Source organism: Streptacidiphilus sp. MAP12-16 (assembly GCF_041262165.1).
Classification (GTDB): domain Bacteria; phylum Actinomycetota; class Actinomycetes; order Streptomycetales; family Streptomycetaceae; genus Streptacidiphilus.
In genome coordinates this window covers 141751-153882 of sequence record NZ_JBGCBY010000002.1, presented here as the reverse complement: position 1 = coordinate 153882, position 12132 = coordinate 141751, and the positions used below count along the sequence as shown (strand labels likewise).

Here is a 12132-nt window from a genome sequence, read left to right as displayed (position 1 = left end):
GATTCGCTCGACAGGTGCTCTCACCATGGATTCATGAATGATTCGCAGCAGACGACACTCGTACTCGGCGGTACCGGACGAACCGGATCGCTGGTGGCGCAGAACCTCATCGAGCGGGGCCTGAATGCGCGTACGGCCTCGCGCCACGACGCCGAGGTGCTGTTCGACTGGGACGACCCGACTACGCATGCCCGTGCCCTGGAAGGCGTCGACCGCGTCTACCTCGTCACGCCCGTCATGCGGATCACGTACGCGGGCCTGGTGTCCGACTTCCTCGATCGTGCCGCAGGAGCCGGGGTACGGCACGTTACGTACCTCAGCACCTACGGCAGCAACCAGGCACCACCGGAGGTGGACATCCGGGCCGTCGAGCTCGACCTCGCGGGCCGAGGATCCTTCACGCACTCCATCCTGCGTCCCGCATGGGTCATGCAGAACTTCAGCGACGAACACCTGCCGGTCATCGAAGGCGCCATCACCGTACCGACCCGCGGCGGCGCGGAAGCCTTCGTCGATGCCGCCGACATCGCGGCGGTCGCGGTCGAGACGCTGGTCGACCCTGACGCCCATGCCGGCGCGCAGTACGCGCCGACCGGCCCTCAAGCGCTCACGGTCAGCGACGTCGCCGACATCATCGCCGACGTGATCGGCGGACCCGTCATCCACAACGACATCGACGCTGACGCATGGATCGGCGGTGCGATCGCAGCCGGCCTCGTACCCGCCGACTACGCCGTGATGCTCCGCTGGCTGACGGGGACCATCATCTCCGGCAACGGTTCCCGGCCGAATGACGACATCGAGAAGGTCACTGGCCGGCCGCCGACCACCTTCCATGACTTCGCCCGGCGGAATGCACACGCATGGACCCTCCAGGAGGCCAAGTGACCACGCCCATCCACGAGTTCGGCGACTACGCGGCGCTGTACCCGTTCTTCCGAATCATCGAGGAAGGACTGGCAGGCCTCGTTGACGAGGGGCACTTCTTCGATCTCCTGGCCGAAGACGTCATCTTCGACTACGTGATTTCCGTGCCCGGATACCCGCGACGGGTTGTGGGCCGCCGGGCCGTGGCCGAGCTCTACCGGGGCTACGGCAGCAACATCGTCCTGCGGAGCGCGGACGAACTGGCCGTTCACCGGGATCGTGAGGCGTCGGTGACCGTGCTTGAGTACGCGGTGCACGGGCAGGCAGTCCAAACCGGGCGGACCTACGACAACCGCTTCGTCTCTGTGATCACCATCAAGGATCGCAAAGTGACGCACTGGCGGGACTACCTGGACCCCGTCGCAGTCTTCAACGCGATCGGATGGCCTGCACGGTAACGGTGAACGCGCGGCGGCTCCGAGCTCGACGCTCTCGCCGAGGAACCCTGCGGGCCCCTCGCCGGGCGGGGCCCTACCTCTCGCGCCACGTGCTCACCATGCCCGGCGCGTACCGGATGTTCCCGACCACTGCGAACGGCCCCTTCGGCTTCCCGAGCCTGCTCCCTGCGGTCAACTGACCCTGCGCCTTCCGAAACGAGTCCGGCCCCGCCACTCACGCAGCGGGGCCAGAACCCAACACCTTCACGGCTCTTCTAGCTGAGGGTGAAGTCGTCCGCGTAGACGTCTGCCTGCCCGTACCAGCCGTGGACGTAGACGGTGACGGTTCCGCTGCTGCCGGTGGTGAAGGGGACCGTCAGCTTGTTCCAGCTCGTGCTGTTCGACCAGGTGCTGGCGCTCGCGCCGCCACTGACGCCGATGTAGGCGTAGGGACCCTGGACCCAACCGGTCAACGTGTAGCTGTGGTTGGGAGAGAGGGTGACCGTCTGGTCGCATTCGCCGGTGCTGCTCGCGCTGGGGGTGACCTGGAGGGCGTGGCTGCCGGAGTGGACCGGGCTGGAGACCACGCTGCTGCCGCCCGTGCAGGTCCAGGGGCTGAGGCTGCCGGTTTCGAAGCCGGCATTGGTCAGCGAGCCCCCACCGCCTCCGCCCCCGCCACCGCTGGTGGTGACGGTGAGCGTGTAGGTCGCGCTGTGGCTGCCGGTGGAGGCGGTGCCGGACACGGTGATCGGGTAGGAGCCCGCGGGTACGGACGAGCCGACCGTCGCCGTCAGCGTCGAACTGCCGCCGGAGCTGACGGAGGCGGGGTTGAGGGAGACGCTGACGCCGGAGGGCGCTCCGGAAGCCGAGAGGCTGACGGACTCGGCGCTGCCGGAGGTGACGGCCGTGGAGACGGACGCGGTGGTGGAGCCGCCCTGGGCGACCGACGCGGAGCCCGGTGACAGGGAAAGCGAGAAGTCACTGGTGCCGCCGCCCCCGCCGCCCGAGCTGCCCTCGTACGGCACAAACGCGTTCGTGAACGCGAGGCTGCTCTGGCTGATCTCGCTACACGTGGACAGGGAGTTTGCGCTGCCACTGCACGGCTGGTCCCGGTTGGCCGACCAGAACGCCAGCCGCCCGACACCGTGCTGCGCGGCGAAGCTCTCCACCGTCTGGGCGTCCGCCAGGGTGAACGTGGACCCGTCGTCGTTCTTGCCGATCATCGGGGTGATCCCGAGGTTGGCGTAGGTGTAGCCGGAGTCGACGGACTGCATTTGCGCCAGCGTGGCCTGGGCGGCGGAGACCGCGCCCTGGCCCATCTCGGTGCCGGTGCCCGCGTAGTAGTCCATGGTCATGATGTTGACCACGTCGATCCTGATGCCCGCGTTCTTGGCGGCCTTGAGGATGTTGACGCCGTCGTTGGTCAAACCGCTCGTCAGTACCGGCAGGGTCATCGAGAACTGCAGGCCGGGGTTGGTGGCCTTGAGGTCCTTCATTGCCTGCATCTGGCGGGCCGCGGAGGCGGTGTCGGCGATGGCGGCGCCCTCGATGTCGAAATCGAGCTGGTTGACGCCGTAGTCATTGATGATGGCCTGGTACCCGGCGTCGATGCTGCTCTGCGTGGAGCAGGTCCAGGCGAGCGCATTGCCGCTCGCGCCACCGGAGGAGATGATGACTGAGGCGCCCTCGGACTTCGCCTTGGCGATCTCGGGGTCGGTGAAGGAGTCGGCGCCGATGGGGAGGGTGTCGCCCCAGATCTGGTTGCAGCCTTCGCCGAGGACGAAGGCCGCTGTGTACGCCTTGAGTCCGTGTCCGGTGATGGCGGTGTCCAACAGGCCTTCCTGGCCGTTCGACATGTCGACGTAGGGAGCCACGGAGTAGACGCTGGTCGCGGCGCTGCTGGTGGGGGCCAGAGCGACGACCGCGCCGGCGGTCGCGAGTGCGAGAGCGCAGGCGGAAGCGACTGTTCTTGCCAGGTGCATGACAGAACCCCTTTCGGGGATGCCCATCGGGCGTGGGGGTGTGGGGTGGTGTGGGGGAAGTCGTGCCGCCCAGGCCTGGCGTTGGTACATACCAAACAACCTGTGCGCGTCCACGTCAATAGGACTAGACCAAATAGTGCGGGCTGGTGACGATCGCCTTGAGCTGGTCCAGTGCGTCACCGAGCAGTGAGCATCACATCAGAAACTGCCGCACCGGCCGTACAGAGAACACGATGCAGCCCTCTTGCAGGGTCGGGCCGTCCGTTACGCTCGGGGACATGAAACTCCACGTCGGATGCGCGATGTGGGCACACACCGCCTGGCAGGGCCGCTTGCTTCCGCACCCCCTTGCGCCCCGGGAGCGCTTGCGCGCCTACGCGAGCTGGTGCAACGCGGTCGAGGGCAACACGACCTTCTACGCGACGCCGTCCGCCGACACGGTGAGGTCCTGGGCCGAGCAGACCGCACCGGACTTCCGGCTCCTGGTCAAGCTTCCCAAGCAAATCACCCACGAGCGTCGCCTGACCGACACCGACGGCCCGCTGCGCGCCTTCCTCGACGTGATCGAGCCGCTCGGCCCGCGCGTGCACGCCCTGTGGGTCCAGCTGCCGGCGTCTTTCGGCCCCTCGGGCCTCGGCACGCTGGCCGCCTTCCTGCACCGGGCACCGCGCGGGCTCCGCTGCACCGTCGAAGTCCGCCACCCCGCGTTCTTTGCGGACCCGCGCTGGGAGCGCCGATTGGAGGGAGTCCTGGACGGCGTCGGCGCCGAGTGGACGTCCTTCGACACGACCGACCTGTTCTCCGCCCCGCCGACCAGCGCGGCGGAGCGGGAGGCTTGGGCGAAGAAACCCCAACTGCCGCGCAGGTCGCGGGCGCTCACCGCCCATCCGGTCGTCCGCTACATCGGCCGGGACGACTCACAGCGCACTGCTGCGGGCTGGCGCCACTGGACGGAAACGGTCGCCGACTGGCTGCGCGAGGGCCGCTCCCCCACCGTGTTCATCCACACGCCGGACAACGACGAGGCCCTCGCCCTCGCGCGGCGCTTCCACGACGATGTCAGGGCTCTCGTTCCCGGGCTCGAGCGGCTACCCGAGCCGGTCCCCGCCGGCCCGCCAACGCTCTTTTGACGGGTGGGCCGACCGGTGTCGAGCCGGTCGGCGTACCAGCCTGTCAGCAAGCGGCCGGGATCGGGGCCGGCAGGCGACGAGCCGCCAGGCGTGGCCCTCGTCGGCCCGGACGGCGAGCGCGAGTTGATGTGCCGTCAGCTCGGCCGAGGAGCGCGACCACGCCCAGCAGGTCGAGATCCTGACCCTGCGTCACCAGATCATCCCTGACGAGGCCGGCCACCTGCGCGGGGCCGGCCGCCGGCGGCGGGGCAGTCGGTACGGATGTGGTCAGGTGGACGGGGTGGCGAAGTAGTGGCCCTTGTCGAGGTCGTCGATGAGCCCGGGCCCGGTCGGCTGCCAGTCCAGCAGTTCGCGGGTGTGCGCGCTGGAGGCGGGGCTGTCGATGCCGAGGAAGCCCGCCAGCCAGCTGAAGTGCCCGGCTGCGTCGTCGGGGGAGATCGAGGCCACGGGCAGGCCAAGGTGCCGCCCGATCACCTCGGCGACGCTACGGATCGGCACGCCCTCGTCCGCGACCGCGTGCAGCGTGGAGCCGGCCGGAGCACTCTCCAGCGCCAGGCGGAAGAGGTGCGCGGCGTCGGACCGGTGCACGGCGGGCCAGCGGTTGGCACCGTCGCCGATATAGCCGCTGACGCCCTTCTCGCGGGCGATGGCGACGATGGTGGCCACGAAGCCGTTGTCCCCGTCGCCGTGCACGGTCGGCGGAAGCCGTACGACCGAGGAGCGAACGCCGCGGTCCGCGAGGGCGACCGTCGCATGCGCGTTGGCGAGCCGCTTGGCCGGGCCGCCGGCAAAGTGGGCCCCGACCGGGTCGGACGGCCGGCCGTCCTGCTCGGTCGCGACCCGCCCCGGCGCCAACCCGAGAGTCCCGGAGGCGATGAGGAACGGGCGGTCGGATCCGGCGAGCGCCTCGCCGAACGTGTCGATGGCACGCCGGTCCGCGTCGGCGGCGTCCTCGAAGCCGCCGCTGAACGCGACGTCGTGCTTGAAGGCGAGGTGGATCACACCGTCGGACTCGGCAGCCGCGCTGCGCAGCACGTCGAGATCGTCGAGCGTGCCGCGGCGCACCTCGGCACCGGCCTCGGCGAGGGCAGCGGCCGAGGTGTCCGAGCGGGCGAGCCCGAGGACCTGATGGCCCGCGCCGATGAGCTCCGGAACAACAGCTGAACCGATCCAGCCGGACGCGCCGGTGATGAACACACGCATGAGAAGAACCTCCGGGTAGGCCTACCGTCCTGGCCGCGCGGTACCGGGGTACCGGGGGTTCCGGGGTACCGGAACACGGTTGTGCTGCGAACGGGACGATGTCAGTTACTGTCATCAACGGTAGCACCCGATGACAGTTACTGCCATCACGTATGATCGGGGGCATGGGTCGATGGGAGCCGAACGCGCGCGGGCGACTTGAACAGGCTGCGCTGGCCCTCTACAGCGAGCACGGGTTCGAGCAGACCACCGCCGCGCAGATCGCCGAACGCGCCGGGCTCACCGAGCGGACGTTCTTCCGGCACTACGCCGACAAGCGCGAGGTGCTGTTCGGAGGTGCCCACGCGCTGGAGGAGATCTTCGTGCAAACCCTCGCCGGCACCCCGGACACGGCCACGCCGATCGACGCCATGGCCTCGACGCTGGAGACCGTCGCCGCCTTCTTCCTTGAGCGCCACGAGTTCGCCCGACAACGCCAGGCCGTCATCATGGCGAACACGGAGCTGCGCGAGCGGGAGCTGATCAAGCTCGCGTCACTGGCCTCAGCGCTGGCCGCCACGCTACGCCGACGCGGCGTCAAAGACCCGGCCGCGAGCCTCACCGCGGAGGCGGGCATCGCCGTCTTCAAGGTCGGGTTCGAGCGCTGGGTCGGCGAGAGCGGGGAACGCACCCTGGCCGACTTCTTGCGGGAGGCGCTCGACGGACTCAAAGCGGTGGCCGCGGGCGAGTGACCGCAGGCCCGCCCGGGGGCGGCAGACCTGCCCCGCCGACGTCGGCGCCCGGAGTCCGTGATCCGGATCCTGCGCCGCGTCACCTCCACCTGACACCTCAGCCGGAGCCATCTTTCTGAGCGCGCTGCGCACGATGCGGGGGATGCGAAAGGACCAGGTGAAGAGGGTGGAGAGGTCGCCGCCAGAGAGACACTGACCTGCTCGACCCCCCGTAGGTTGATTCCGGAGCCCACGCCGCGATCCTCCCGTCGGCGAGGGCTCCACCATTCCCACCCGGTCTACTCGGGTTCCCACCGGTGCGGGCCGCCGCCGATCCACAGCACGTCGCCGGACGTTTCGACGTCGAGGTCCTCTATGCCGGCGCGGCGGCACAACTCGACCACGTCCGCAGGGAACTGGCCGGCGGAGTCACACCTTTTCACGGCGCAGGTCTCGACCGGCAGCGCCTTCACCACGACAGACCGCCGCCACCACCGGGCCGAGCCGGTACCCAGCATTTCTGACCGCATGGCCACCTGCGACACTTCCGTCCCATGCATCCAGCCTCTGCAGCCATCGGCATGCTCCTGCTGCTCGCAGGAGTGAGCTCATGTTCCAACACCCCTCAGGCCAGCACCTCTGCCGGCACACGGCCCGATATCTCAGCAAGCGCGGGGAACGCGGCGGTGCCGGCCACCCATGCCCGTCCCTTCGACCGGTCCGGCGACCCACAGTGCGCAATCACCTACTACAGCGTCGGTGCCAACATGACGACCTGGACCGCGACGACGACCATCGCCGGGGAGCTCGTCACCCAGGCCACCCACACCGGAGGTCAGCCCGACCGCAACGATGTGACCATCCCCGCCGGGCACCACACCTTCATCGCTTGGGCTGCGCTCGCGAAGATCACCGACCTGAACGGCACCCTGCACGCCGGCGGAACCCAGTACCACTGCTCGGTTGCACCGGCGCGCTGATCAAACGGTCGGCCGTGGCCACCACGCACTCCGGGATCCGACCGCCTACCGCCTGACGCTGCCGCCCTCGCTGTTCACCGATGACTCAGGTCCGTTGAGAGGGGCGCATGACCGACTGCGACCGCGACTAGCTGGTGGTGTAGTCGCCAACGGCACAATGCGGAAGGGTCCCGGCGTCGTTGCCGTAGCCCATGAACGAGGCGTACATCCATGCGGAGTTGGGCGTGTAGATGCCCGTCACGCTGTTGTACTGGCCCTGGGCGTGGATCCACAGGTTGCCGTAGCCGGCGATGCCGTCACTGCGGATATAGCAGTCCGCGAAGGCGTAGGAGCTGGAGCTGATCGGCAGAACGTCACCGCTGTTCTTGGCACAGCTCGGAGAGGCGCAGGCGTACTCGCCGATGTGGTTGGACCCGTAGTTGGCCCACTTCTCCCCCAAGTAGCGACACTGCCCCAGGCCCTGGTTGATGGCGGCCTCGTTGTCGAAGAACGGGGCGTACACCCACCCGGCGAAGGAGTGGGTGCTGCGGCCGTCGCCGTAGTAGACGCCCGAGATGTGGTACCACGTGCTGCTGAAGCCAGGGATGTAGCCGCCGATGCCCCAGCAGTCGGCTGAGACGGACGAGCCGCTGTTGGCGTGGATGTCGGTGGCGTTGCCGCCGCCCCAACTGCCGTTCTTGGGGCTGTTGACGTCCGGGGTGACGTAGATGCCCGCGCCGTAGCCGGTTTGGCCTTGCGGGATCCACTGGTTCCCGCCTTGGGTGGTGGCGTGCGCGGCGCTGGCCGGCAGCACTATCGTGCCGAAGAGCAGCGCGATGGCCGCTATGGCCTGACCGAACCGCTTGAGGTGTTTCACCGGCGCGAAGGCAAGGCCGAGGGCTGCAGCTATGCCGTCCAGGCGGCGCAGGAGCTCCTTCATCAGGTGGTTCCCTTTCGTCTACGCGGTGCCAAGGGCCGATCGGCCCATCGGCTACCACCATGACGAACGAGTGCCACCGAATCGGACAGTCAGCTGATCCACCACCCCACGCAGGCGCTGAGGGGTGGTCAGGAGTGGTGATGAGGAGTGGTTGGCTACTGGGCGCGAATGGGCTTGAGTCTCCAGTAGGGGGAGGCGAGAGAGTGAGGGCATGGACGGCGACACGCTCTACTCGATCGGTGATCTGGCCCGGCGGACCGGGCTGACGGTCAAGGCCATTCGGTTCTACTCCGACTGCGGGATCGTGCCGCCGACTGACCGCAGCCCGGCCGGCTACCGCCTCTACGGCATAGACGCCGTTGCCCGCTTGGCCCTTGTGCGGACGCTGCGCGACTTGGGGCTGGACCTTCCCACGATCCGGAAGGTCGTGGACCGGGAGATATCGCTTCCCGAGGTCGCCGCAGCGCACGCCGAAGCCTTGGCGGTGCAGATCCGGATGCTGCGCCTGCGGCGCGCAGTGCTGACGGCGGTGGCCAAGCGCGGGTCCACACCTGAGGAGATGGATCTCATGCACAAGCTGGCCAAGCTCTCCGAGGACGAACGCCGACGTCTGGTCGGCGATTTCCTCGACACCGCCTTCGGCGGCCTGGACGCCAACGCCGAATTCGTGGGGATCATGCGGTCGATGACCCCCGAGCTTCCCGACAGCCCCGAGCCCGAGCAGGTCGAGGCGTGGGTGGAGTTGGCCGAGCTGTCCCAGGATCCGGATTTCCGCGCCGGCATGCGGCGCATGGCTGAGCACTATGTGGCCGATCGGGCCCATGGCCGCACCGCGGGCCTGCGCCGCGATCCTGCCACAGCAGTCCGCGACCAGGTCGGGCCGGCCCTGGTAGCCGGCATCGACCCCGTCTCGCCCCAGGCCGATCCGGTCATCGCGGCGGTCATGGCCCAGTACGCGCACGTCTTGAGAAGCCCCGACGACGTCGACCTTCGGCGCCGGCTGTTGACCCGGCTGGAGACCGCAAACGACCCTCGCCGGGAGCGATACCTTCAGCTGCTCGCAGTGATCAACGGCTGGTCGGCTCCGGAATGCCTGACGCCGGTCTTCGACTGGTTCATCCAGGCCTTGCGTGCCCGGATACCGGGCTAGCTTGCTGAGGATGCGCCCCTGACGCGGAGCCAGTCTGCGGTATGACCATGTGCGCGGCCTGCGCAGACGCCTTCGAGACCCAGCACCCCCGGAGCGAAATGGGACGGCCCCCGGCGAGGAACCCCACCGGGGGCCGTTCGTGATGCTGAGCCCTAGAAGAGTTCGATCGGACCGCCGGACCGGTTCCCGGACTCCGTGGAGTACGACGAGGCCCAGAAGCCGCCCGACGAGCAGTACGCCGAAGCGCTGCTGGAGTCGGGGCCCTGGTAGTCGTTCACGCTCCAGGTCCAGCTGCGGCAGTTGCTGTGCAGCGTGAAGTACATCCGCTCATCGGTGCGCGAGCCCGAGGTGTTGATGTTCCAGGAGATGTATCCGCTGGTCGAGCCGCTGCCGCTGAAGCACACGCCGACAGATGCGCCGTAGCTGGTGCTGTAGCCGCCACAGCTGTCGGCGTGCGCCGCGCCTGCGGTGGCGATCGTCGCTCCGCCGGCGAGGGCGAGGGTGGCGGCGGTGAGGGCAATGGTGCGGCGGGTCTTTCGGAGCTTGAGCATGGGTGGCTTGTCTCCTAACTCGTGCTGGGCGGGCGCTTGTCGCGGTCCCGACAGACATCCTTCTGGCACGGAGGAGTGTCCAACCATGAGCTCGGACGATCCCGGACGACCCCGGTCGGGGCCTTGGACAACCCCGGACGGGCCTTGGACGAACCCGGACGGGGGCGCAGTTGCCGATCCCCCGGACACAGCCCCTCGACGGCGCACCCCCATCCACCGATCGCAGCATTCCGTCATCGTCCTGGCCGCGCTGCGGATGATCCGCGGGGCGCGCAAGGAGCAGGCGGCCGCGGGGAACGGCGGCGAGGCAGAAGCGGCGCTGATCTGCTCCCTACTCGGCCCGCCGTACGCTCGAGGTGAGGGCCCCGCTGCATCCCCCGCAGCGGGGCCCTCACCGTGCCCGGACTGTTCACGCCCACAGGTCGGGGCCTCCGCCCTCCCCTATCACTCTGCCGGCGGTCAGAGCGAGCCGTCGCTGGGGGCGGGTCAGTGCGTGGTGGCCGCCGCCGCTGCTGCCTGTTCCTGGAGGAGGCCGGCGATGCGGGCCAGGTCGTCGCCGCCGTCGATGACGCCCTGGATGTCCGGGACGGAGGCTCCGTTCATGGCGAGGTAGAAGGTGTAGAAGCGCCCGGGGCAGACCTCCATATAGCCGCCGATGGTCAGGGCGCCCTCGGCGATGCGTTGGTTGACCGCGTCCTCGCCGGCGACCGTGCCGGTCTTGGCCCAGACCTTGCCCTTGCCGGGGCAGTCGGAGCTGCTCGGGCAGACGAAGGCCAGCAAGCCGTCCACGCCCATCAGCGGCTGAGCCTCGCGGAACCGTGCGGCGTCGGGGGTGTGCGCCCAGTACCGAAGCAACTGGTTCTCCACTTGCGGCGTGACGCGATCGTTCGGGTCACCGCCGCGGCCGTCGAGCAGGTTGACCTGAGTGGGGTCGATCCCTGCGTGCACCAGGAAGGAGCGCAGCACCGGGAACCCGTCCCCGCACTGGTGGCTGTGGGCTGTCACCGCCATCAGGCAGACGGTGAGGTTGGCGCCGAGGTTGTGGCTGACCTTGAAGATCAGCCGCGCGTACTGCCAGAACTGCGGGGAAACATACGCGGCCACGCGCTTTGTGCCCCTGTAGGAACCCGGCAGCAGCGAGACGGGGTTGGCGCCGGTCGGCGACGCGGTGACCTTGACCCCGGCCCGGGCCAGTGCCTCGATCAGTGCGGTGCGGCCGAAGGACTCCGGGTCCTGGACGGACGAGACCCGGAGCTGCGGTTGTGAGCCGGCGGCGATCGTGCCGGACAGGTTGATCCGGGTGCCGTCGGGGGACGTCGACACGGCGATGGCGGTCGTCCCGCCCGCGGCGACGGTCCGCACGCTGGAGGTGACCTGGTACGGCGCGACCTGCGGGCGCCACATCAGTTTGGCCGCGTGTCCGGGTGTGGTCGCGGTGGTCAGCAGGTCGATGAGGTTGTCGTTGATGATCAGCGGGTTGGGGGCGGGGTTCAGCGGCGGGAACGTGGTGAAGAGCCGGGCGTCGACGACGACGTTCCCCTTCACCTCGGTGATCCCCGCGGCGCGGACCTGATGCGCGATCTGGTCAAGCCCCGCGAGCGGGTTCTCCGGGGTCAGCGTGGCGCCCGGGGCGTCGTTGGCGTAGGTGTGGTCGATCGGGACGAAGTCCACCGACCCGTTCGGCTTGGTGCGTCCGCCCATGGTGAGGTCGCCCTGGGCGACCAGGGACAGCGCGCCGGTCAGCACCGACCCCTTGCGCGTGCCGAGCGCCCGCACGGGCGTGGTGAAGCGGTGGTCGCCGCCGAGCGCGTGCCAGGCCCCGGAGACGGCGAACAGCTTGGCGGTCGAGCCGGGGAGGAAGAACTGGTCCGGGAAGTCGGAGTGGACGACGTTGCCCTGGTCGTCCAGCTCCAGCAGGCCCCATTGGGCGTGCACATAGGCGGGCTTCTGCATGATCGCCGCGATCTCGGACCCGAGATCCTCCCGGGGCATGATCGATGACGGCGGAGCCATGGCCGTCGTCAGCGCGGCGACCAGCGCCGCCGTGACGGCGGCAGTCCAGCGGCGCCAAGGTCGAGCGGTCGTGCCCATGCATCCACCGTTCCGGCCGTACCCCGGCCATACCCTCGTAGCTGTGTCACAGCGGTGCCGAATGTTCTGTGCGGCATGGCACGCGTACCCCGGTCGCCGCCGGCGTGCACGG

General features: G+C 69.1%; 12 protein-coding genes. 6 read left to right on the top strand and 6 right to left on the bottom strand.

Annotated elements, in window-relative coordinates:
- Positions 1-33 precede the first annotated feature (33 nt).
- Positions 34-888, top strand: coding sequence for an NmrA family NAD(P)-binding protein (locus tag ABIA33_RS02725; RefSeq protein ID WP_370076482.1), 855 nt, complete (start codon positions 34-36; stop codon positions 886-888).
- Positions 885-1325 carry a nuclear transport factor 2 family protein gene (locus tag ABIA33_RS02720; protein ID WP_370076480.1) on the top strand — a complete coding sequence of 147 codons (441 nt, stop codon included), beginning with the start codon at positions 885-887 and terminating at the stop codon, positions 1323-1325. Before ABIA33_RS02725 ends, ABIA33_RS02720 begins: the two co-directional genes overlap by 4 nt.
- A gap of 254 nt (positions 1326-1579) precedes the next feature.
- Here the strand turns inward: ABIA33_RS02720 and ABIA33_RS02715 are convergent, their stop codons facing one another.
- Complete coding sequence (locus ABIA33_RS02715; protein WP_370076478.1) at positions 1580-3286, bottom strand: carbohydrate binding domain-containing protein; 1707 nt, start codon at positions 3284-3286, stop codon at positions 1580-1582.
- Positions 3287-3564: 278 nt separating this feature from the next.
- Between ABIA33_RS02715 and ABIA33_RS02710 the strand changes: the two genes are divergently transcribed.
- On the top strand, positions 3565-4416 hold the full coding sequence (locus tag ABIA33_RS02710; protein ID WP_370076476.1) for a DUF72 domain-containing protein: 852 nt from the start codon (positions 3565-3567) through the stop codon (positions 4414-4416).
- Positions 4417-4683: 267 nt separating this feature from the next.
- Here the strand turns inward: ABIA33_RS02710 and ABIA33_RS02705 are convergent, their stop codons facing one another.
- Positions 4684-5619, bottom strand: coding sequence for an SDR family oxidoreductase (locus tag ABIA33_RS02705; RefSeq protein WP_370076474.1), 936 nt, complete (start codon positions 5617-5619; stop codon positions 4684-4686).
- 164 nt (positions 5620-5783) lie between these two features.
- Here ABIA33_RS02705 and ABIA33_RS02700 point away from each other — a divergent pair, with 164 nt between their 5' ends.
- The gene (locus ABIA33_RS02700; protein WP_370076472.1) at positions 5784-6350 is read left to right on the top strand and encodes a TetR/AcrR family transcriptional regulator; all 567 of its coding nucleotides are present in this window, start codon (positions 5784-5786) and stop codon (positions 6348-6350) included.
- A 278-nt stretch (positions 6351-6628) separates the two neighbouring features.
- On the opposite strand, the gene ABIA33_RS02695 is transcribed toward ABIA33_RS02700, so the two are convergent.
- Entirely contained in the window at positions 6629-6859 is a 231-nt protein-coding gene (locus ABIA33_RS02695; protein WP_370076470.1) for a hypothetical protein, read from the bottom strand.
- Between the two features lie 156 nt (positions 6860-7015).
- On the opposite strand from ABIA33_RS02695, the gene ABIA33_RS02690 reads away from it, so the two are divergent.
- The gene (locus ABIA33_RS02690; protein WP_370076468.1) at positions 7016-7309 is read left to right on the top strand and encodes a hypothetical protein; all 294 of its coding nucleotides are present in this window, start codon (positions 7016-7018) and stop codon (positions 7307-7309) included.
- Positions 7310-7436: 127 nt separating this feature from the next.
- Here the strand turns inward: ABIA33_RS02690 and ABIA33_RS02685 are convergent, their stop codons facing one another.
- A complete protein-coding gene (locus tag ABIA33_RS02685; RefSeq protein ID WP_370076466.1) occupies positions 7437-8228 on the bottom strand; it encodes a hypothetical protein in 792 nt (263 codons plus the stop codon).
- A 211-nt stretch (positions 8229-8439) separates the two neighbouring features.
- On the opposite strand from ABIA33_RS02685, the gene ABIA33_RS02680 reads away from it, so the two are divergent.
- Positions 8440-9378 carry a MerR family transcriptional regulator gene (locus ABIA33_RS02680; protein ID WP_370076464.1) on the top strand — a complete coding sequence of 313 codons (939 nt, stop codon included), beginning with the start codon at positions 8440-8442 and terminating at the stop codon, positions 9376-9378.
- 152 nt (positions 9379-9530) lie between these two features.
- Here ABIA33_RS02680 and ABIA33_RS02675 read toward each other — a convergent pair whose 3' ends face one another.
- Both ABIA33_RS02675 and dacB read right to left on the bottom strand, forming a co-directional pair.
- Positions 9531-9929 carry a hypothetical protein gene (locus ABIA33_RS02675; protein WP_370076462.1) on the bottom strand — a complete coding sequence of 133 codons (399 nt, stop codon included), beginning with the start codon at positions 9927-9929 and terminating at the stop codon, positions 9531-9533.
- 486 nt (positions 9930-10415) lie between these two features.
- Positions 10416-12020 carry a D-alanyl-D-alanine carboxypeptidase/D-alanyl-D-alanine-endopeptidase gene (gene dacB / locus ABIA33_RS02670; protein WP_370076460.1) on the bottom strand — a complete coding sequence of 535 codons (1605 nt, stop codon included), beginning with the start codon at positions 12018-12020 and terminating at the stop codon, positions 10416-10418.
- Positions 12021-12132: the final 112 nt, after the last annotated feature.